A 21,543-nucleotide genomic window follows, 5' to 3' on the forward strand; every position below is an offset into this window, starting at 1 on the left:
CGTCACATCAGGACACATCAAGAGGTGTGCGGGGTTTTGGGCAGGGTGAAGAAGAAGGTCGCGCCATGGCCCGGCGAGGACTCCGCCCACAGCCTGCCGCCGTGGCGTTTGATGACCCGGCTGGAGGTGGCCAGGCCTATGCCGGTGCCGGGAAACTCCGACGCTGCGTGCAGGCGCTGGAAGGGGTTGAAGAGCTTGTCGGCGTAGGCCATGTCAAAACCGGCGCCATTGTCGCGCACAAAGTACACCGGAAGCCCCGCGGCGTCCTGCGTGTGGCCGACGGTGATCTCGGTCACCCCCTCGTGGGAGCTGAACTTCCAGGCGTTGCCGAGCAGGTTTTCCATGACCACGCGGACCAGGCGCGCGTCGCCGTGCGCCCTCAGGCCTTTTTCGATGGTGATCACCGCCTTGCGGTCCGGGTCGCGCGCCTGCCAGTCGTCCATGATGCTGTGCGCCAGCGCGGACAGGTCCACCGACTTGTTGCTCAGCGGCGCGCGCGAGACCTGCGCCAGCGACAGCAGGTCTTCGATGAGCTGCCCCATCTGCGCCACCCCGGCCTGGATGCGCGCCAGGTAGTGCGAGACCTTGTCGCCGGCGTTGGTGCCCAGCTGCTTGGCCAGCAGGCGGCTGAAGCCGTCCACGGTGTTGAGCGGCGAGCGCAGGTCGTGCGACACGGAATAGGAAAACGCCTCGAGTTCGTGGTTGGACAGCCGCAGCGCGGCTTCGATGGCCTTGATCTCGGTGATGTCGGCGTCTATGCCGACCCAGAAAGCCACCCGGCCCTGCTCGTCGATGACGGGCGAGGCGCGGTAGGACATGGTGTGGCAGCTGCCGTCGCGGGCCAGCACGCGGCGTATGCCCATGAACTGGGTCTGCGTGGCCCTGGCGGTCTCCCAGGTGGCCTTGACCTCGGGAAGGTCCTCGGGATGGATGACGGAGAACCACTGCGTGCCGGTCCAGTCCTCGAGCTTGCCGCCCACCAGTTCGAACCAGGCGCGGTTGAAGTAAGTGGCCGCGCCGTCGGGATTGATGGTCCACACCACCTGGGGCGCCTGCTCGGCCAGCCCGCGGAACAAGGCCTGCTGGCGCTCCAGTTCCAGCGTGCGCTCGGCAACCTTGCGCTCCAGCCCGGTGTTGAGCTGGCTGACTTCCTCCAGCAGGCGGGCGTTCTCGATGGCGATGGACGCCAGCTGGGCCAGCTCGAGCGCGACGTATTCGTCCTGCTGCGTGAACTCGCCTTCGTACTTGTCGGACAGCTGCAGCAGGCCGATGTTGCGGCCGTCGCGCCCGGTCAGCGGCACGGCCAGCCAGCCGCGCATGGCCGGGTGTTTGTCGGCATAGCTGCCGAAGCCGCGCCAGCGCGGATGGGCTTCGAGTTCGGCCTGGGTCATGCGCATGGAGCGGTTGGTCTGGCAGACCATGGCGTAAATGCCGGTGCCGTCGGGCGGCTCGATGAGGTCGCGGTACTTCGCGTATTTGTCGGACAGGGACAGGGCGTTGATGGCCTGCTTCCAGTCGCTGTTCACGGTCAGGCTGACGATGGACTGGTGGGCGCCCACCACGCCCCGGGCCTGTTCGGCCACCTCATGCATGGTGCCTTCCAGCGTCTGGTGCCAGGTGATGGCCTGGGCGGCGTCGGCCGCGCGCTGCAGGGTAAAGAGGTGCTCCTGCACGTCGCGCTCGGCCTTGAGCTGGGCCGTGACGTCCATTGCCAGTACAAAGCGCGCGGGCACGCCGGCGTACTGGATGGGCCGCGACACCGCATGGGCGGAAAAGATGGAGCCGTCCTTGCGGCGGTGCTGCCAGGAGCCTTTTCTCTCGACCGAGTTGTCGCTCAGCGCGCGCTCCAGGCGCGCGTGCTCGGCCTCGGGCCGGATGTCGAATAGGGTCATCCCCAGGAATTCCTCCACCGAGTAGCCGTAGCTGTCGACCGCAGCCTTGTTGACGTTGAGGAAACGCGAGGTGGCGACGTCGAACACCCACATGGGCACAGGCGCCATCTCAAAGAGGGCGGCGTAGCGCTGCTCGCTGTCCATCAGCGCCTGCTCGGCCCGCTTGCGCTGTGTGACGTCGCGCTCGACCGCCACCCAGTGCGTGTACCGGCCCTTGGCGTCGGCGATGGGCACGATGTCCAGATCCAGCCAGAACTCCTGGCCGTCCTTGGTGTAGTTGATCAGTTCGGCGCGCACCGGCTGCCATGCCTGCAGCGCGCCGCGTATGCGGTCCAGTTCGGCCCGCTGCGTCTTGGGGCCCTGCAGCAGGCGCGGCGTGCGGCCCAGCACCTCCTCGCGGGTGTAGCCGGTGCGGCGCTCGAACGCATCGTTGACAAAAACGATGCGCGGGCCCGGCTCGTCAATCGGCCCGGCCTCGGTGATCAGCACGATGTCGTTGAGGCGGGCGACGCAGGACTCCAGCAGCCGCAGGTGCTCCTGGGCCTGGTGCTGCTCGGTGATGTCCTGCAGCACGCCGACCAGGCTCACGACCTTGCCGTCCCGCTGCAACGCGCGGCCGCGCGTGCGCACCCAGATGCGCCGGCCTTTCTCGGTGATGAGCGGCAGCTCCAGGTCCCATGGCGTGCCGTGACGAAAGGCGGCTTCGGCCGCGGCCCTGACGATGGGCTGCGCTTCCGGCGCATAGGACCGGATCGCCTGCCCTATGCTGAGCCTGGCCCCGGGCTCCATGTCATGGATGCGGTAGATCTCCTGGGACCAGTAGGGCGCCATGGTGTCGACTTGGACTTCCCAGCCGCCGATTTTCGCGAGCTCGCCGGTGCGGTTGAGCAACTCGGTGCCGCGGGCGATTTCAAGTTCCGCCTGCTTGCGGTCGGTGATCTCCTGGAGCACGCCGGAGCGGCGCGGCCCTTGGCCCGGCGGGCCATCCTGCGGCCCATGGGCGCGACCCACCAGGTGGATCCAGCGCAGCTCGCCGGCGGCCGTGATGATGCGGAACTCGACGTCCAGCGGCAGGCCGGCCGCCACGGCGGCGTCGCGCCTGGCCTTGAAGTCCTGGCGGTCGGCGGGATGAATCAGCTGCAAAAACGAATTGCGGTTTGTGGCAAAGGTCGCCTTGTCCACTCCCAGCACGTCATAGACCTCATCGGACCACCAGGTCTCTTCGCTGCGCACGTCAAGCTGCCAATAGCCTATGCGCCCCAGGCGCTGGGCGTCCTGCAGCCTGTGCTGGATGGCTTCGCTGTTCGCCAGTTCCGCCTCCAGGGCCCCGCGGTGCTTCTGCAGGGATTCGGCCATGCGGTTGAAGCCTTCGGCGATCCGGGAGAATTCCCCGCCGTCGTCGGACGATGTGACCGGGATGCGCACGTCCAGCCGCCCGTCCTGGATGCGCCGGGTCGCCTCCAGGATGTTGCGCGTGGGGACCACGATGGCGCGCCCGCCCATCATCCAGGCCAGCAAGCCGCTCAGGAAGGCCAGCAGGGACAGCACGCCCAGCTCCAGCCACAGTTGCCGCTGGGTGGCGCCCACCACGAGGTTGTGGTCCAGGCTGACCGCCACAAAAAACGCCTCACCCACATTACTGCTGCTGGGCATGAAGGCCCAGAGCCGGCGCTTGCCTGCACCGTCCGGGCCGTCGGCGGTGCCCGTCCTCAGGGTTTTGACCGCCTCACGCAATACCGGGCTGGCCGCTTTTTGGCCCACGCGTATGGGCAGGGCCGGTTTCCCGGCCAGCAGCACGCCGTTGCGGTCGTGGATGCCGAGCGCGGCGCCGGGCGGCAGCTGGATGCTCAGCGCCGTCTTCGCCATTTCACCGAGGTCGACCGAGGCATAGGCCACGACCACGACCCGCCCCTCGCGGTCCAGCAGGGGCAGCGCGAAGGTGATGGAGGGTATGCCCGTGGCGCGGCCCACGATGTATTCGCCGGTCACGAATTCGCGGCGGGCCACGGCCTCGCGGAAATAGGCCCGGTCGCCCAGGTAGTTCAGCGTCGAATTGGGAATCCCGTTGCACAGGGCCCGGCCGTCCATGCCCACAACACCCAGGTTGGCATACAGCGGGAACAGCCGGTTCAGTTGCACCAGGTAGGCGTCGCAGCGGCCGCCCCTGCCGCCCTTGACGGTCTTGCCGTCCTCGCCGCTCAGCAGCTCGGGCGCATGGACGACGGCGGTGAGCACCTGGCGCGCCGTCTCGGCCAGCTGCTGCTGGTTGGAGGCCGCCAGCGAGGCCGCGAACTGCAGGTCGGTCATGGCCCGCTCGACGGCGACGTCGGCGTTGTAGACGGCCTTGAAGATGGACAGGCCGAACAGCGGAACAATCGCGGCCAGCACCAAGATGACGAGGCGGGTCCGCAGCGTGATCTGAACCTTCATCGCGGCCATCGCTCAGGAGCCCGCCCGGGCCGCACAGGCGGCCCGCCCCGCGGGCGTATCAACCGGCCGCGATCGATTCATTGACATCCAGCCAATAGGCCTGGAGCCGCTGGAGTTTTTCCGTAAGGTCTCCGAAATCGACAGGCTTGCGCACAAAGCCATTGGCGCCGGCCTGGTAGCAGGCCACGATGTCGGAGCGCTCGCTGGAGGACGTCAGCATGACCACCGGCACCAGGGCCGTGAGCGGGTTGCCGCGCACGCCGCGCAGCACATCCAGCCCCGAGAGCTTGGGCAGCTTCATGTCCAGCAGGATGAACGAGGGCTGTCGCTGCGTGTCGCGCCCCGCGTGGGCCCCCTGCCCGAACAGGTAGTCCAGCGCCTGCACACCGTCGCGGGCGACCGCGATCTCGGCCGTCACGCCCTGCTCCTCCAGAGTCAAGACAGTCAGCTCCAGGTGGTCGGGGTTGTCTTCAACTACGAGTATGAGCTTGTCGTTCATGGAAGTGCTTTGGAGGTACGACATCAAGTCCCTGGTGTTTTTGGCATTTTTGATATTTTTGTCATATTAACAAGTAACGCCAAGCTGTACTACTTTGTTATCGCCGATTCAGCCCCGGCAAAGGGTTTGCCCTGCGCCGCCTTGGCGCCCTCCCCCAGCTACCAGCGCGGAATCGCTTCGTCCTTGAGCTGGCCGCGCAATTCGGCGTAATCGGGCACGATGGTGCGCACGGTGTCCCAGAAACGCGGGCTGTGGTCCATGACACGCAAATGGCTCAGTTCATGGACCACCACATAGTCGATCACCGATTGCCGGAAATGAACCAGCCGCCAGTTCAGCCGGATGGAGCCGTCGGCGCTGGCGCTGCCCCAGCGCGTGCCGGCGCTGGACAGGCTGAGTTTGTGCCACTGCACACCGAGCTGCGGCGCGAAATGGTTGAGCCGCTCGATGAAGATGCGCTTGGCCTGGCGCATCAGCCAGGCCTGCACGGCATCGCGAATCTGCTCGGCCGAGGCGTTGTGGGGCAGGCCCACGTGTAGCGTCATCTGCGCCACGCCGGGCAGCATGTCGCCGGCCGCGCCCTCGTTGCCCTGCAGCAGCACCTCGGTGGCGCGGGTCTTGAGTTCGGCGCCCACGCCGCCGAAGGCGTGCCGCGGGTCTATCACCACAATCACCTGCTCGCCCAGGAAAGGCAGGGTGGTGCCGTCCTTCCAGTCGATGCGCGCGGACTCCATGCGCTGGTGGCGCTCGCGGGTCTCCTGCAGCTTGGCGAGTATCCAGCCGGATTTTTCCAGCACGGCCTTGTCGATTTCATACAGCGGCACCCATTTGGGCGCGCTCACCGTGAGGCCCTCGGCGCCGGCTGAAAAGCCTATGGTCTTGCGTTTTCCGCGGCGGAATTCGTAGGCCACCAGGATGCCGTCCAGCACCGCCTCGCGCGTGGCGCGCGGATGGCGGAAAGTGGCCGGGGCCAGGGCCTGCTGCAGGGTCTGGGCGGGCAGCTGCGGGCCGATGAACTCGGGTTCGGGAGCCGCCGGCGGCCGCGGGGTGGAAGTGGGCGGTTTTTGAGGCCGCGGCCTTGCCGGCGGTTTTGCGCTTTTCGGGTTTGCAGCGCGGGCCGGCGGCGCGGGATGGGCGTCAAACAGGTCGAGCGTGAACTGGAGAAGCCGTTGCATCATGGCAGTTTAGCGCGGCGTGATGATAGGCGCAGGCACTGCTCAGGTATTGGCGGCGGCATAGGCCTCGGGGTCCAACCGGCGCATTTCGGACTCTATCCAGGCCTCCACCTCGCGCATCAGCTCGTCCGGCTGCCGGCCCGCGCTGGGGATGGGCTTGCCGATGGAGATGTCGACAATGCCCGGCGTCTTGATAAAGGCCTTGCGCGGCCAGCATTTGGCCGAGGTGACGGCAATCGGGATCACCGGCGCGCCGGTTTCGATCGCCAGGCGCGTGCCGCCGGATTTGTAAACGCCCTTCTGGCCGCGCGGGATGCGCGTGCCTTCGGGAAACATGATGACCCAGGTGCCCTGCGCCATCAGGCGCTTGCCCTGCACCACGACCTTGTTGAAGGCCTGGGCGCGCTGGCTGCGGTCGATGTGGATCATGTCCATGCGCGCCATGGCCCAGCCGAAGAAAGGCACATACAGCAGCTCTTTCTTGAAGACATACGCCAGCGGGTGCGGCATCAGGGTGGGCATGCACAGAGTCTCCCAGGTGCTCTGGTGCTTGAGCAGCAGCACGGCGGCGCTGGTCTCGCCCGTGGGCAGGTTTTCCATGCCGCTCACCCGGTTCTTGATGCCCAGGATGAAGGTGCCGCCGCTGACCGCCACGCGCAGCCAGCCCGCGCACATCCAGTACATGGTGGTGCCGCTCACGAAGACCGAGGCGATGATGACGAAGATGGCCCAGGGGACGACCGTGACGGCCATCCACAGAAGGTGCAGGACGGAGCGGATGAAAGGCATGGCGGGGGTTCCGGCTATCAGGTCAGGGCGAAGAGGCGAAAAAGTGTTCCGCGGGCTTGGGGTTCAGATGGCCACCGGCAGCGGCCGGGCGCTGCGTTCCAGCAGGAAATCGGCGAAAGCCGCCAGGTCCGCATGCAGCGTGGTGCCGGCCGGCAGGCCTTCCGGCTGGCCGCCGGCCCGGTACCTGGCCGACTTGCCGGTGAGCACCAGGTGCGGCTCGCAGCCCGCCGCGGCGCCGGCCTGCAGGTCGCGCAGCGAATCCCCGACCGTGGGCACGCCCGCCAGCTGCACGCCGAAGCGCGCGCCTATCTGCTCGAACAGGCCGGGCAAGGGCTTGCGGCAGGTGCAGCTTTCCTCGGGGCTGTGCGGACAGTAGAACACCGCGTCGATACGGCCGCCAACGGCGGCCAGCATCTTGTGCATCTTGGCATGCATGGCGTTGAGCGAGGCCACGTCGAACAGGCCGCGCCCCAGGCCCGACTGGTTGGACGCGATCACCACATGCCAGCCCGCGTGGTTGAGCCGCGCGATCGCCTCCAGCGAACCGGGCAGCGGCAGCCATTCGTCCGGCGTCTTGACGAAGTCGTCACTGTCGCTGTTGATGGTGCCGTCGCGGTCGAGGATGACGAGTTTCATGGTGTTTGCCTTTGCCTGGAAGCTTACGCTGCCAACTTGGAAAGGTCAGCCACGCGATTCATCGCCTGGTGCAGGGTGGCCAGCAAGCCGAGTCGGTTGGCGCGCAGCGCCGGATCTTCGGCATTGACCATCACGCCGTCAAAGAAGGCATCGACGGGCGCCTTCAGCGCGGCCAGCGCCTGCAGCGAAGCCGCGTAGTCGCCGGACGCAAAAGCCGCCTCGGCCTTGGGCGCGACGGTTTTCAGGGCCTCGGCCAGGGATTTCTCGGCGGCTTCCTGCAGCAGTTCGGGCTTGATGGCGGCGGCTACCGTGCCTTCGGCCTTCTTGAGGATGTTGCCGACGCGCTTGTTGGCGGCCGCCAGGGCCGGCGCTTCGGGCAGCGCGGCAAAAGCGCGCACGGCGGCCAGGCGCTTGGCGACGTCGCCCAGGCGCTGGGGGCGCAGCGCCAGCACGGCATCAACCTCTTGCGCGCTGTAGCCCTGCTCGCGCAGGGAGCCGGCCAGGCGGTCGTAGATGAAATCAACCAGGGCGACGGAGGCGTCCTGTATCTTGTCGCCGAACACCGGCTGCACGCTTTCGACCAGTTCGGCCAAGCCCAGCGGCAGGTCTTTCTCGACCAGCATGCGGATCACGCCCAGCGCATGGCGACGCAGCGCGAACGGGTCCTTGTCGCCGGTCGGCAGGTTTCCGATGCCGAACATGCCGACCAGGGTTTCCAGCTTGTCGGCCAGCGCGACGATGACACCAACGGTGTTGCGCGGCAGTTCGTCGCCGGCAAAGCGCGGTTTGTAATGATCCTCGATCGCGTCGGCCACGTCGGCGCTGAGGCCGTCGTTGAGTGCGTAATAGCGGCCCATGGTGCCCTGCAGCTCGGGGAACTCGCCGACCATGTCGGTCACCAGGTCGGTCTTGGCCAGTTCGGCGGCGCGCTGCACGCCGGCCACATCGGCATTCAGGCGTTTGGCGATGGCCTCGGCAATCGCGCGCACGCGCTGCGTGCGCTCGCCCTGGGTGCCCAGCTTGTTGTGATAAACCACCTTGCCCAGGCCTTCGACGCGCGAAGCCAGGGTTTTTTTGCGGTCCTGGTCAAAGAAGAATTTGGCGTCGGCCAGGCGCGGGCGCACCACGCGCTCGTTGCCGCCTGTCACCGCGCTCGCGTCGCTGGGGCTGATGTTGCTGACGACCAGGAACTTGTTGGTGAGCTTGCCCGCGGCGTCGAGCAGCGGGAAGTATTTCTGGTTGGCCTTCATCGTGAGGATCAGGCATTCCTGCGGCACGCCGAGGAATTCTTTCTCGAACTCGCAGACCAGCACATTGGGGCGCTCGACCAGCGCTGTCACTTCCTCGAGCAGCGCGTCGTCCTCAATCGCCTTGACGCCGCCACCGACCTTGGCCGCGGCCGCCGCCAGTTGCCTGGCGATCTCGGCCTTGCGCGCGGCAAAGCTGGCGATCACCGCGCCGTCTTTTTGCAAGGTCGCGGTGTAGCTGTCGGCGTCTTTCAAGACGACCGGATCCACGGCGGCCTCGAAGCGGTGGCCGTGCGTGCTGTTGCCGGCCTTCAGGCCCAGCGCCTCGATGGCCACCACGGTGCTTCCGTGCAGCGCGACCAGGCCGTGCGCCGGGCGCACAAACTTCACGTCGCTCCAGCCGTCGGCCAGTTGGTAGGTCATGACCTTGGGGATCGGCAGTTTGGCAATCGCTTCGAGCACGGCTTTTTGCAAGCCCTCGGCCAAGGTCGCGCCCTTGACGGTGCTGTCGTAGAACAGCGCCTCGGCCTTGCCGTCGGGCGCGCGCTTGAGGCCGGCGACCGCCGACGCGTCGGCGCCCAGGGCCTGCAGCTTTTTGAGCAGCGCGGGCGTGGCATTGCCGGAGGCATCCAGCCCCACGGCCACGGGCATGAGTTTTTGCGAAACGGCCTTGTCGGCGGCCTGCGCGGCCACCGCCGTGACATGCGCGGCCAGGCGGCGCGGCGAGGCAAAGGCGGTGAGCGCCGAAGCATCGGCCGTCAGGCCCTGGGCCTTGAGCTGCTCGAACAGCACGCCGGCAAAGGCATCACCGAGTTTTTTGAGCGCCTTGGGCGGCAGTTCTTCGACAAACAGTTCTACGAGAAGGTTTTGGGAAGCGTTCATTGGTTTTTTCGGGAATGTCGGAGCGCAAAAATAGCCAGGGCCGCGGCCATCAGCGGCAGCCAGATGGTTTGGACTTCATTGAGCAACACGTCGGCGCCGCGTTGCGTGAAAAATCGGGAAAAAGAGACCGGAGAAACCTCTACGGGCCGCCAGGGGCTGAAAAACCGCTGTTCAGAGAGGGGCCAGTAGAGCGGGATGGCCACGCCGCCATTGGTGAGGGTATCCAACAACGGGTGCGAAAACATGCAGAGTGCTATCCAGGCATAACCTTGCCACGGCGCCAGTTTCCAGTGCCGCGCCAGCCACGCGCCAATCAGGCCAGCGAGGAGCGCAAAGCCCAGGGTGTGGGTAAAGCCGCGGTGGCCCCAGATACCACCGTAATGGATGCCGAGCTTGAAAGCAATGCCGTCAAAGTCGGGAAGAATGGCCGCGACCATGCCCGCCGCCAACATGGAGGGCGGTATCCGCTTGCTGCCCAGAGCCACGGCGGCGGCGATGGGAACGGCAATATGGGAAAAGATGGTGGGCATCGGGTGCGGCGGAGTAAGGCGCGAAGTCCTCAGGCGGCTTTCTTGGGCAACTGCTGCACCCACTCGCGCGGTGCCATCGGAAAACCCAGGCGCTCGCGGCTTTCGTAATAACTTTGCGCCACGGCGCGCGCCAGGTTGCGGATGCGGCCTATGTAGGCGGCGCGTTCGGTCACGCTGATGGCGCCGCGCGCATCGAGCAAATTGAAGCTGTGCGCGGCCTTGAGCACCTGCTCATAGGCCGGCAGGGCCAGTTGCACCTCAATAAGGTGCTTGGCCTGCTTTTCATGCGCGCTGAAGGCGGTGAACAGGAAATCGGCGTCGCTGTGCTCGAAGTTGTAGGTGGACTGCTCGACCTCGTTTTGTTTGTAGACGTCGCCGTAGCTCAGCTTGGCGCCGTCGGGCCCTTCGGCCCAGACCAGGTTGTAGACGTTGTCCACGCCCTGCAAATACATGGCCAGGCGTTCCAGGCCGTAGGTGATCTCACCGGTGGCGGGCTTGCAGTCTATGCCGCCGACCTGCTGGAAGTAGGTGAACTGCGTGACTTCCATGCCGTTGAGCCAGACTTCCCAGCCCAGGCCCCAGGCGCCCAGCGTGGGGTTCTCCCAGTCGTCCTCGACGAAGCGGATGTCGTTTTTCTTGAGGTCAAAGCCCAGGGCCTCGAGCGAGCCGAGGTAGAGCTCCAGGATGTTGGCGGGCGCCGGCTTGAGCACGACCTGGTACTGGTAGTAGTGCTGCAGGCGGTTGGGGTTCTCGCCGTAGCGGCCGTCCTTGGGGCGGCGGCTGGGCTGCACATAAGCGGCTTTCCAGGGCTCGGGGCCCAGCGCGCGCAGAAAGGTCGCGGTGTGCGAGGTGCCGGCGCCGACCTCCATGTCATAGGGCTGCAGCAGCGCGCAGCCCTGGGCGTCCCAGTAGGACTGCAGCTTCAAGATGATTTGCTGGAAAGTGAGCATAGGAATGGGTTCAGGACAAAAGCGCGGCGCCTGTGCAGGCGCCGGAAAGGCAAGGCCGCGTCGGCGGCAGTGCTAAACCGGTCATTTTACGCGGCGACGGCGCGCGGGGGCCGCGTCGGGCGGTACGTACCAGGCAGGCCCGTCCTGGAAGGCCTGCGCCAGGAAATCCACCATCACGCGGACCTTGGCGCTCAAGTGGCGGCGGCTGGGGTAGACGGCCAGCACGTCGATGTCGGGCATGCGGTAACCCGGCAGCAAGGGCAGCAGGCGCCCTTCGCGCAGGTCGTCGCCGACCAGAAAGGCCGGCTGCCAGATGATGCCCTGCCCGGCCAGGGCCGCTTCACGGGCCGTATCGCCGTTGTTGGCATGCATGACGTACTGGACCTTGACCTTGTGCGGGCGCGCCTGCTCGTCGACGAAATGCCATTCATTGGCGGTGGCCGCATAGGTGTAGCCCAGGCAGCGGTGCGCCGCCAGGTCGGCCGGCTCCCGGGGGCTGCCGTGCTGCTTGAGGTAGGCGGGCGCGGCGCAGACGATGTTGCAGGAGGTGGCCAGCTTGCGCGCCGCGTGGGTGGCGGGGCCGGCGCGCGAGATGCGGATGGCGAGGTCGTAGCCCTCTTCGACGATGTCGACCACACGGTCGCTGAGCGCGATGTCGAGCTCCACGCCGGGATAAGTTTGCATGAAGCGCGGCCACAGCGGCGCCAACTGGCGTATGCCGAAGCTCACGGGCGCGTTGATGCGCAGGCGCCCGCGCGGCTGCAAGGTGGCCGACGAGGCCAGCGCTTCAGCGTCGGCGACCTCCTCGAGGATGGACTTGCTGCGCTCATACAGCGCCTCGCCGCTTTCGGTGAGCGAGAGCCTGCGCGAACTGCGGTTGAGCAGGCGGGTGCCCAGGTGGGCTTCCAGCTCGTTGATGTAACGCGTGACGTTGGCCGGCGAAGTGTCCAGCGCATCGGCCGCGCGCGTGAAACTGCCGCGACCCACCACGGCGGCAAACACCTCAAAAGCTCGCAAACGGTCCATGGCGGCGTCTCCAGTGCTTGATATTCATAAAACCTGAATGATTAAAACACTTTTCAGGCCTTCTTCTTAGAGAACATGAATCGTACATTGGACCCATCGGCAAGCCAGAAGGCTCGCCGAACCAGAAACCCCTTCAACAAACGACTCAAGGAAACTGACATGACCACCGCACAAACCGCCTCCTTCACACCCCGTTTTGCCAACAAGACCGTGCTCGTCACGGGCGGCAACAGCGGCATCGGCCTGGCCACGGCGCTGCAATTCGCCGCACAAGGCGCCCGCGTCATCATCACCGGCCGCGACGAGGCCACGCTGAACCAAGCCAAAGCCCAACTGGGCGAAGGCGCCATTGCGCTGCGCAACGACGCAGGCGAAAGCGGCGCCGCCCAAGCGCTGGCCGGCGCGCTGCGCGCCCAGGGCATCACGCTGGACGCGGTCTTCATCAACGCGGGCGTCGCAAAATTCGCCCCGCTCGAAAGCGTGGACGAAGCGCTGTGGGACCAAACCTTCAACGTCAACGTGAAGGGCGCCTTCTTCGCGATCCAGGCGCTGTCGCCGCTGCTGAACACGGGCGCGGCCGTCATCCTGAACGGCTCCATCAACGCCCACATCGGCATGCCCAACTCCAGCGTCTATGCCGCCAGCAAGGCCGCACTGATTTCGCTGGCCAAGACGCTGTCGGCCGAACTGGTGGGACGCGGCATCCGCGTCAATGTGGTGAGCCCCGGCCCGGTGACGACGCCGCTTTACGGCAAGCTGGGCGTGCCCGCCGACCAGCTGGATGCATTGGCCGCCGGCATCCAGGCGCAAGTGCCGGTCAAGCGCTTCGGCACGCCCGATGAGGTGGCCAGCGCCGTGGTCTACCTGTCGTCGCCCGACGCTGCCTTCATCGTGGGTACCGAACTGATCGTCGACGGCGGCATGAGCCAGCTCTAAGCAGCCAGGCCCCACCGGCCCATGAAAAAAGGGCGATGCCGTTACCGGCATCGCCCTTTTGTCTTTACGCCCCGGAAAGACTCAGTACTGCCAGAAGATGCGCTGCAGTTCCTTGCTGTCCACGTTCCTGGTCAGGGCCACGGCGGCCAGGATGCGGGCTTTTTGCGGGTTCAGGTCGTGCGCGACCACCCAGTCGTATTTGTCGTCGGGCTGCTCGGCGTTGCGCAGCACAAAACCTTCGGGCACACGCGAGGAGCGCACCACCTGTATGCCCTTGGCGCGCACTTCCTGCAGCGCGGGAACGATGCGGTCGGCCACCGAGCCGTTGCCGGTGCCGCCGTGGATCAGGGCCTTGATGCCGGTCCTGGCGACGGCGTCCAGGGCGGTGCGCGAGACGTTGCCGTAGCCGTAAACGATTTCCACTGGCGCCAGCGCATCGAAGTCGTCGATATTGAACTCAGACTGCGCGGTGTGGCGCTTGACGGGCGCGCGGAACCAGTAGTTGTTGCCTTCCACCACCATGCCCAGCGGGCCCCACTGGCTCTTGAAGGCCTCGGTCTTGATGTTGATGGTCTTGGTGACGTCGCGTCCGCTCTGGATTTCATCGTTCATGGTGACCAGCACGCCCTTGCCGGCCGCATCCTTGCTGGCGGCGACGCTCACGGCGTCAAACAGGTTGAGCGCGCCGTCGGCCGACAGCGCCGTGCCGGGACGCATGGAGCCCACCACCACGATGGGCTTGCTGGTGCGGATCACGAGGTTGAGGAAGTAGGCGGTTTCTTCCAGCGTGTCGGTGCCGTGGGTGACGACGATGCCGTCCACGTCGGACTGCTTGACCAGCGCCGAGATGCGCTTGCCCAGCTTCATGAGGTTGTCGTTGGTAAAGCTTTCCGAGGCGATTTGCGAGACCTGCTCGCCTTTGACGTTGGCGATGTTGGCCAGTTCGGGCAGGCCGGCCAGCAGCTTGTCGACCGGCACTTTCGCGGCGGCGTAGGTGGCGCTGTTCAGGGCCGAAGCGCCGGCGCCGGCAATCGTGCCGCCAGTGGCCAGGATCACGACATTGGGTTTGCCGGCGGTTTGCGCCAGCACGGAGGCTGGCGTGCCCAGCGCGGTGAAGGCGACGAAGCCGAGCCCGGCGCCCATTTTCAGGAGGGTGGAAGCGATTTGCATGAGATATCCCAGGAAGGTGAAATAGTTTTGCCGGGTCGCGGGCCCTGAAAGACAGCTGTGAAAAAGTGTCAATGCCTTGGGCCCGCGCCCCGATGTCTCCTCCGGCACCAGGCCAAAGGTGGCTCATCGTAGCCAGACCATCAAAAAGCGGCGATGCATAATGTAACGAGGGGTATGAATAAAACTCACACCCCACAGCAGCCTACCCCTTTTCCCCGCTCCGGCACCCGGCACCACGATGAACCTCAGGCAACTTGAAGTCTTCCAGGCCGTCATGCAGACGGGCAATATGAGCGCCGCCGCGCGGCTGATCTGCATCACGCCCTCGGCCGTCAGCAAGACCATTTCACACACCGAGCTGCAGCTGGGTTACAAGCTGTTCACGCGCGGCAAGGGCTCGCTGGCGCCCACGCCGGAGGCGCGGGTGCTGTTTGAGGAGTCCACGCAAATCCACCAGAAACTGGACGGGCTCAAGCGCATGGCCGTCAACCTGCGGCAGGCGGCCGACGGCCAGGTGCGGCTGGCGGCCATTCCGTCCATCAGCCACGAATTTTTACCGCTGGTGCTGGAGCGGCACATGGCGCGGCATCCGCGCGTGCGCGTCGAGGTGCGCACCCTGCACCAGGACCAGATGGTGCAGGCCCTGCTGACGCGCGGCGTGGACTTCGCGCTGGGTTTTTACGAACACCCGCACCCGCTGTTGACCAGCACGACGCTGGTGAGCGGCCCCCTCTACCTGGCCGTCACGCGCGAGATCTGGCAGCGCGCGGTGCGCGCACGCCGGCAGAACCCGATGTCCTTCCTGGCCGGCATGCCGCTGATACGCCTGGTGGGCGAGGACCCGATGTGCAGCTCGATCGACGAGCTGGCCCGCCACCTGGGCCTGAGCGCCCCGGCGGGCCTGCAGGTGCAGACCTCGCGGCTGGCGCTGGAGCTGGTCAGGCGCGGCATGGGCTGGACGGTAGTGGACTTTCTCACGGCCAGCAACCTGGACCCGGCCTCTCTGACGGCGGTGCCGCTGCATGAGTTCGCCCATGCGCCGCTGCAGATGTACTTCGCCACCAGCACGCCGCCGGGGCAGGATGCGCTGCGCATGCTGGAAATGATCCCGGATTTGCTTCACGGCGTGATGGCAGCAACAAGTTAACCCACCCCTTCGGACGCTCACTTCGTGTAGCGCCTTCCCCCTTCCAGGGGCGGCGCCTGCGGCCTGGCAAAGCCAGTTCCGCGGCCCCTGCTGAAAGAGGCGGACGAACTCAGCGACGGCGGAACAAGAGTGCCAGAACTGCGACACCCAGGCCCAGGCCCCACAGCGGCCACAGGCCGTAGCGCGACACCCACTCGGCATAGGGCGTGATGCCGTTGCGGCCCTCGACCTCGCCGACCAGTGCGCCGCGCGTGTGGCGCTCCAGCGAATACGTGACCTTGCCGGTATGGTCGATGATGACGGTGGCGCCGGTGTTGGTGGCGCGGATCATGGGGCGGCTGAATTCGAGCGCGCGCATGCGCGAGATCTGCAGGTGCTGGTCTATCGCCACGGTGTTGCCGAACCAGGCGATGTTGCTGACGTTGACAAAAATCGTGGGCGCCAGCGCCGGGTCGGCAAAACGCGCGCCCAGCTCTTCGCCGAACAGGTCTTCGTAGCAGATGTTGGGCGCCAGCCGCTGGCCTTTCCATTCAAAGGAAGCCTGGCCGACCGCGCCGCGGTTGAAGTCGCCCAGCGGGATGCGCATCATGTCGATGAACCAGCGGAAACCGGGCGGAACAAACTCGCCGAAAGGCACCAGGTGGTGTTTGTCAAAGCGGTAGAGCTCGGGCTGCCCGGGCTTGAAGCCGACCACCGAGTTGGCATAACCGGCCTGGGGGCTGCCCACGGGCATGCCGACCAGCGCCGCCTGCTGCCCCGTGGCAAAGCGCGACTGCAGCGCCCGCCAGTAGCCGTCGGGCAACTGCATGGGCAGCAGCGGAATGGCGGTCTCGGGCGCCACCACCAGCGGCGTCCTTGCGTCGCGCAGCTGCTGGCCGTACCACTGCAGCGCGGTGGCCACGCCGGTGCCGCTCTGGAATTTTTCATTCTGCGGGATGTTGCCCTGCAGCAGCGTGACCTGCAGCGGCTCGGCGGCCGCTGTGAAGACGGGCGCGCCCGGCAGGCCGCTTTGGACAGGCAGGTAGGACAAGACGAAGCAGGCGAGCACGATGGCAATCGAGGTCACCCATTGCATGCGGGAGGCGCGCAGGGCCATGGCCAGCCAGGCGGCGGCCAGCGCCGCCAGGAAGGTGATGCCGTGCACGCCCACCCAGGCCGCCAGCGGCCTGGCCCAGCCGTCCACATGGGCGTAGCCGCCCTCGCCCCAGGGAAAGCCGGTGAAAAATTCGACGCGCGCCAGCTCGGCCAGCAGCCACAGCGAGGCGAACACCAGGGCGCGCGGCAGCTTGCGGCGCGGCGCCAGGCGCACAAACAGCGCGCCCGCCGCCGCGTAGTACAGCGACAAAAAGGCCGCGAGCAGCACCACGGCCAGCACCGTCAGCGGCGCGGCCAGCCCGCCGTAGAAATGCATGGAAATGAACAGCCACCAGAAGGTGCTGCACAGCATGGCCGTGCCGAAGGCGACGCCCAGCCAGGCGGCGCGCTTCATGGAGCGGCAGCTGTCGATCTGCGCGGCGAACAGGAACATCGCCAGCAGCTGCATGCCCCCCAGGGGTTGGCCCTGTATGAAGCCGAAATCAAAGGGCCAGGCCATGCTGGCGGCATGCAGGCAGCCGGCAATCAGCACCATGGCCAGCTGGAAAGGCGAAAAGCCCTTGCGCGGCGGCAGGTTGCGCGCGTGCTCGAGCAAGGCGGGCAAGGTCGGCAGGTGGGACATCATGCTGTGGATCGAGTCCCGTGCCATATATTGCCCTCTTTACTTTATTGTGTGTGTCGTCAGACGCCGGCGGATACCGGCGATACCTTGAACCAGCGCACCGCGCCACCTTTGGTGTGCAGCACCGTGAATTGCAGGCCGGCCAGCGCGTAGTGTTCGCCGCGCTTGGGCACATGGCCCATCTCGTGCGCCACCAGCCCGCCTATGGTGTCGAAATCGGTTTCCGGCAGCGTCACGCCGAAAGCCTCGTTGACGCGCTCTATCGAGGTGTCGCCGCTGACCCGGTAGGTGTGGTCGGTCAAGCCGAAGATGTCGCCCTCGTCCTCGGCAATGTCGAATTCGTCCTCGATCTCGCCGACGATCTGCTCAAGCACGTCTTCAATCGTGATCAGGCCGGCCACGCGGCCGAACTCGTCGATCACGATGGCCAGGTGGTTGCGGTTGCCGCGGAACTCACGCAGCAGGTCGTTCAGGCCCTTGCTTTCGGGCACGAAGACGGCGGGGCGCAGCAAGGCCTTGATGTTGAGTTCGGGCGCGCGCTGCAGTTTCAGCAAATCCTTGGCCATCAGGATGCCGAGGATGTTTTCCTTTTCGCCTTCATAGACGGGAAAGCGCGAATGGGCGGTGTCTATGACCAGGTGCAGCAACTCGTCGAAAGGCGCGTCGATGTTGATCACATCCATGCGCGGCGCCGCCACCATGACGTCGCCGGCCGTCATGTCGGCCATGCGGATCACGCCCTCGAGCATTTCACGGCTCTGGGCGCCAATAACGTCATTGTCCTGGGCCTCCACCAGGGTTTCGATCAACTCGTCTTTCGAGTCGGGACCGGGGTGGAGCATTTCAGCGAGCTTTTGCAGAAAGCCTCGCTTGTCTTCTGGCCTGGAAGACCGACTGGGGGGAACGTCGGACACGTGATGGCGGTCGGTAGTTGTGAAGGGGGTAAGGATAGCTGAAATCTTTGATGGTGAGGGTGGGGCGGCAGGGTTTACAGGAAATTTCTCCTGCCAACCTTTTGTGACTGGGGCTGTGGTGCTACTTGTTTGATAGCAATTGAGTATCGGGTTGGGGTTGGACGAAATCTTTGGTTGTAGTGGTTGAGCCGGGTCTTGCGCCGGCGGCGCGCGCTTTTCTTAGTTCAGCTGGCCAGGTCTCGCCCCGGCGGGCGAGTCACTTTTCTTTGCTTCGCCAAAGAAAAGTACCCAAAAGAAAGGCGACCCGCAGTCTGGGTCCCTTCGCTGCGCTACGGGCAACCTGCGGTGCTCGACTACGGCGGGGTCTCGCGCAAACTCGCCTTCGGCTCAAACAAGCGCGATCCCTGATCCGCCTACGTCTGCGCTCCTCGGCCCAGCCAGGACGGGGCAATCGGGAGCGGGGACAGAAGACAAATACCAAGAAGACAAATACAAACAAGGACTCGCCATAGCGAGTCCTTGTGGTTTTCGGTATTGGTATTTTTGTCCCACCCCCTTGTGTATGCGCCGAGGAGCGGAGGTCCAGACGGATCAGGGCTGGCGTTGTCTGAGCGAAGCGCAGCGTAGCGAGTTTAGCCAGACCCCGGCTGGACCGAGCACCGCAGGTTGCCCGTAGCGAAGCGGAGGGACGCAGACACCAGGGTCGCCTTTTCTTTTGCTTACTTTTCTTTTGGCGAAGCAAAAGAAAAGTGAGTTGCCGCCGGGCAACCCCCGGCCAACCGCCCTCAGCAGAGAGACAGCCCGACCAGCCAGGTCACCCAAACTACATGGGCATCCGGTCCCTACCGTCCCGGACCCCTTGCCGCACTTCCTGGATCACCCCCAGCAAGTCCCAGAACTGCTTGGCCTGGACCTTGAGGCGGTAATCGGTCTGGGCGATCTGCTCTTCGACCATTTCGGTCATGCGCGAATCCAGGTCGGCCGGGGGCAGCTTGAGGTAGGCCTCGCTTTCGGAGCCGTCGCGCACGATGGTGGCGCCGGCCTTGCGGGCGATGTTGAGCATGGCGGTGTTTTCGCTGAGCGCGTGGATGAACATCATGTCGACGCCGTCGTTGCGGGCGTGCATCACGGCGCGGTCGAACAGGCGCGAACCGTAGCCCCGGCCGCGGGCCTGGGCCAGCACCGAGACGCCGAATTCAGCGCAGCTCTTGAGGTTGGGGTCGGTCGAATGCGCCAGGTGGGCCATGGCGATCAGCTGCAGCTTGCGGTTGTAGATGCCGAAGATCTCGTCGCGGTCGAAGTTCAGGCTGTCGACATAACGGCGCACCTGCTCGTCATTGGCTGCGTAGCCGAAGCGCAAATAACGGTCGTGTTCGCCCAGAGCCAGCAAATGGGTGGCGATGCGTTCCCCGTGGCTGGGGCCTATGGAACGGATGGGGACCATGACTGGCTGGACGTGCGGGGCGGCGGCAGGCTGCTGCTGGGGCGCGCGCGTCTCTGCTACAGGCGGGCGGAAGAACTCCTTGCTCGCGTTGTAGGATGCTTTTAAAAGTGTGCCGGGTGAAACCATGGCTTCAATATAAGGGTTTTCCCTAGAATTCCCAGCCTAAGGGCTTCTCAAAGGCCCTCAATAGGGAGGCCAGCCAAAACCAGGCACTTGGCTCGTCAATAGGACTCAATAAGCTATCAAAATCATAGTGAATCGGCTTTGGAGGGAAAAATGTTGCATCGCAACAACAAAATTCAGGCCCGCGTCCTGCCAAATCCAGCACACAGCCATTGGCTACCCGGTTGTTGACGCGGGGCTGACTCGCCCAGACCTCACAAAGGCACGGCTGTGGTTGCCTTGACCCGGTCCAGTACAAAGCTGGTTTTGCAGTCCTGCACGCTGGGGTGCTTGAGCAGGGTGTCCATGATGAAGCGGCTGTAGTGGGCCATGTCCTCGACCAGTACACGCAGCAAATAGTCCATTTCCCCTGTCAGCGCCGCGCATTCGGCCACCTCGGGCCAGGTCTGCACGCTGGCGCGGAACAGGTCCATGGGGTTGCGCTTGTGGCTTTCAGTGTGTTTTTCGAGCCGTACGTTGAGGTAAGCCGTCAGGCCCAGGCCCACGGCCTCGGGTTTGACCAGCGCCACATAGCGGTCTATGACGCCGCTCTCCTCGAGCCGCTTGACGCGCCTGAGCACCGCGCTGGGCGAGAGGCCCACCTGTTCGGCCAGCTGGTCGTAGGTGGCACGGCCGTCGTCCTGAAGTTTGCGCAGAATCTGGCGATCGAGCTTGTCGAGTGTTTCCATGTCACTTATTTTGCAGTTTTATTGCGTTCAAGGCAATTCAAACGCCCTATTTCGCAGTAAAACTGATGGGCGGCGCCGCTAAAGTCCCATGCATACCCCCAACATTCTGGAGACATGCATGAATGCACGCACCGACGCCGCCCTGAACTTTGAACAAGGCGCGGCATGGGACAACCCCATGGGCACGGACGGCTTCGAGTTCATCGAATACGCCGCCCCCGACCCGGCCGCCATGGCGGCGCTGTTTGTGCGCATGGGCTTCAAGCCGATCGCCAAACACCGCCACAAGAACGTGACGCTGTACCGCCAGGGCGGCATCAACTTCATCCTGAACGCCGAACCCGACTCCTTCGCGCAGCGCTTTGCGCGCCAGCACGGCCCCAGCGTCTGCGCCATCGCCTTTCGCGTGAAGGACGCCAAATTCGCCTATGAGCGCGCGATTTCGCTGGGCGCCTGGGGTTATGCCCACACGGCGGGCCCGGGCGAGCTCAACATTCCGGCCATCAAGGGAATCGGCGACTCCATCATTTATTTCATCGACAAGTGGCGCGGCAAGAATGGCGCGCAGCCCGGCGACATCGGCAACATCGGCTTTTACGACGTGGACTTCGAGCCCCTGCCCGGCGTCGAGGCCGATGCGCTGAACCCGGCGGGCCACGGCCTGACCTATATCGACCACCTGACGCACAACGTGCACCGCGGCCGCATGGACGAATGGGCCGGCTTCTACGAGCGGCTCTTCAACTTCCGCGAGATCCGCTACTTCGACATCGAAGGCCAGGTCACCGGCGTGAAAAGCAAAGCCATGACCAGCCCCTGCGGCAAGATCCGCATCCCGATCAACGAAGAAGGCAATGAGAAGGCCGGCCAGATCCAGGAGTACCTGGACCGCTACCAGGGCGAAGGCATTCAGCACATCGCCATGGGCAGCAACGACCTGTTCGCCACGGTGGATGCGCTGCGCGCCAGCGGCGTGAAGCTGCTGGACACCATAGACACTTACTACGAGCTGGTCGACAAGCGCATCCCGGGCCACGGCGAAAGCGTGGCGGACCTGAAAAAGCGCAAGATCCTGGTGGACGGCAAAAAAGGCGCGCTGCTGCTGCAGATCTTCAGCGAAAACCAGCTGGGGCCGATCTTCTTCGAGTTCATCCAGCGCAAGGGCGACGACGGCTTCGGCGAGGGCAATTTCAAGGCGCTGTTCGAGAGCATCGAACTGGACCAGATGCGCCGCGGGGTTCTGGCGGACGCAAAGGCAGCCTGAAAAGCGGGGGCACAATAAAGCTCCCATCGACCACCCCCTTACGG

17 protein-coding genes are annotated in these 21,543 nt (G+C 65.2%); 3 read left to right on the plus strand and 14 right to left on the minus strand.

Features of this window, described 5'->3' with window-relative positions; genetic code table 11:
* Nucleotides 1-17: 17 nt before the first annotated feature.
* The 9 genes from ACEN9P_RS08360 to ACEN9P_RS08400 form a co-directional block, all read right to left on the minus strand.
* Entirely contained in the window at nucleotides 18-4,322 is a 4,305-nt protein-coding gene (locus ACEN9P_RS08360; protein ID WP_495621684.1) for a PAS domain S-box protein, read from the minus strand.
* Between the two features lie 58 nt (nucleotides 4,323-4,380).
* The gene (locus ACEN9P_RS08365) at nucleotides 4,381-4,821 is read right to left on the minus strand and encodes a response regulator (protein ID WP_074579839.1); all 441 of its coding nucleotides are present in this window, start codon (nucleotides 4,819-4,821) and stop codon (nucleotides 4,381-4,383) included.
* Between the two features lie 158 nt (nucleotides 4,822-4,979).
* Entirely contained in the window at nucleotides 4,980-5,999 is a 1,020-nt protein-coding gene (locus ACEN9P_RS08370; protein ID WP_495621685.1) for a M48 family metallopeptidase, read from the minus strand.
* 39 nt (nucleotides 6,000-6,038) lie between these two features.
* Entirely contained in the window at nucleotides 6,039-6,785 is a 747-nt protein-coding gene (locus tag ACEN9P_RS08375; RefSeq protein WP_495621686.1) for a lysophospholipid acyltransferase family protein, read from the minus strand.
* A gap of 63 nt (nucleotides 6,786-6,848) precedes the next feature.
* Complete coding sequence (gene gmhB, locus ACEN9P_RS08380; RefSeq protein WP_007874956.1) at nucleotides 6,849-7,421, minus strand: D-glycero-beta-D-manno-heptose 1,7-bisphosphate 7-phosphatase; 573 nt, start codon at nucleotides 7,419-7,421, stop codon at nucleotides 6,849-6,851.
* A 23-nt stretch (nucleotides 7,422-7,444) separates the two neighbouring features.
* Nucleotides 7,445-9,550: a glycine--tRNA ligase subunit beta gene (gene glyS / locus ACEN9P_RS08385; protein WP_495621687.1), complete on the minus strand. Its 2,106-nt coding sequence runs from the start codon at nucleotides 9,548-9,550 to the stop codon at nucleotides 7,445-7,447.
* A complete protein-coding gene (locus ACEN9P_RS08390) occupies nucleotides 9,547-10,080 on the minus strand; it encodes a metal-dependent hydrolase (protein ID WP_477662470.1) in 534 nt (177 codons plus the stop codon). The genes glyS and ACEN9P_RS08390 overlap by 4 nt, the downstream gene beginning before the upstream one ends.
* 29 nt (nucleotides 10,081-10,109) lie before the next feature.
* Nucleotides 10,110-11,030: a glycine--tRNA ligase subunit alpha gene (gene glyQ, locus ACEN9P_RS08395; protein WP_495621688.1), complete on the minus strand. Its 921-nt coding sequence runs from the start codon at nucleotides 11,028-11,030 to the stop codon at nucleotides 10,110-10,112.
* An 81-nt stretch (nucleotides 11,031-11,111) separates the two neighbouring features.
* On the minus strand, nucleotides 11,112-12,056 hold the full coding sequence (locus tag ACEN9P_RS08400; protein ID WP_495621689.1) for a LysR family transcriptional regulator: 945 nt from the start codon (nucleotides 12,054-12,056) through the stop codon (nucleotides 11,112-11,114).
* A gap of 159 nt (nucleotides 12,057-12,215) precedes the next feature.
* On the opposite strand from ACEN9P_RS08400, the gene ACEN9P_RS08405 reads away from it, so the two are divergent.
* Nucleotides 12,216-12,992: an SDR family oxidoreductase gene (locus tag ACEN9P_RS08405; protein ID WP_477662473.1), complete on the plus strand. Its 777-nt coding sequence runs from the start codon at nucleotides 12,216-12,218 to the stop codon at nucleotides 12,990-12,992.
* 81 nt (nucleotides 12,993-13,073) lie between these two features.
* Here the strand turns inward: ACEN9P_RS08405 and ACEN9P_RS08410 are convergent, their stop codons facing one another.
* On the minus strand, nucleotides 13,074-14,135 hold the full coding sequence (locus ACEN9P_RS08410) for an asparaginase (protein ID WP_495622152.1): 1,062 nt from the start codon (nucleotides 14,133-14,135) through the stop codon (nucleotides 13,074-13,076).
* 265 nt (nucleotides 14,136-14,400) lie between these two features.
* On the opposite strand from ACEN9P_RS08410, the gene ACEN9P_RS08415 reads away from it, so the two are divergent.
* Nucleotides 14,401-15,309, plus strand: coding sequence for a LysR family transcriptional regulator (locus tag ACEN9P_RS08415; protein ID WP_495621690.1), 909 nt, complete (start codon nucleotides 14,401-14,403; stop codon nucleotides 15,307-15,309).
* Nucleotides 15,310-15,418: 109 nt separating this feature from the next.
* Here ACEN9P_RS08415 and lnt read toward each other — a convergent pair whose 3' ends face one another.
* The 4 genes from lnt to ACEN9P_RS08435 all read right to left on the minus strand — a co-directional run bounded on the left by lnt (nucleotide 15,419) and on the right by ACEN9P_RS08435 (nucleotide 20,235).
* The gene (gene lnt, locus ACEN9P_RS08420) at nucleotides 15,419-17,053 is read right to left on the minus strand and encodes an apolipoprotein N-acyltransferase (RefSeq protein WP_495621691.1); all 1,635 of its coding nucleotides are present in this window, start codon (nucleotides 17,051-17,053) and stop codon (nucleotides 15,419-15,421) included.
* 32 nt (nucleotides 17,054-17,085) lie between these two features.
* Nucleotides 17,086-17,868, minus strand: a complete 783-nt coding sequence (locus ACEN9P_RS08425; RefSeq protein WP_477662477.1) for a CorC family transporter — start codon at nucleotides 17,866-17,868, stop codon at nucleotides 17,086-17,088.
* Nucleotides 17,869-18,763: 895 nt separating this feature from the next.
* On the minus strand, nucleotides 18,764-19,510 hold the full coding sequence (locus tag ACEN9P_RS08430; protein WP_477664506.1) for a GNAT family N-acetyltransferase: 747 nt from the start codon (nucleotides 19,508-19,510) through the stop codon (nucleotides 18,764-18,766).
* 251 nt (nucleotides 19,511-19,761) lie between these two features.
* Nucleotides 19,762-20,235: an Lrp/AsnC family transcriptional regulator gene (locus tag ACEN9P_RS08435; RefSeq protein WP_007867295.1), complete on the minus strand. Its 474-nt coding sequence runs from the start codon at nucleotides 20,233-20,235 to the stop codon at nucleotides 19,762-19,764.
* 118 nt (nucleotides 20,236-20,353) lie between these two features.
* On the opposite strand from ACEN9P_RS08435, the gene hppD reads away from it, so the two are divergent.
* Nucleotides 20,354-21,499, plus strand: coding sequence for a 4-hydroxyphenylpyruvate dioxygenase (hppD, locus tag ACEN9P_RS08440; RefSeq protein ID WP_477664507.1), 1,146 nt, complete (start codon nucleotides 20,354-20,356; stop codon nucleotides 21,497-21,499).
* Nucleotides 21,500-21,543 lie beyond the last annotated feature (44 nt).

This window comes from Polaromonas sp. Polasp52 (assembly GCF_059491565.1).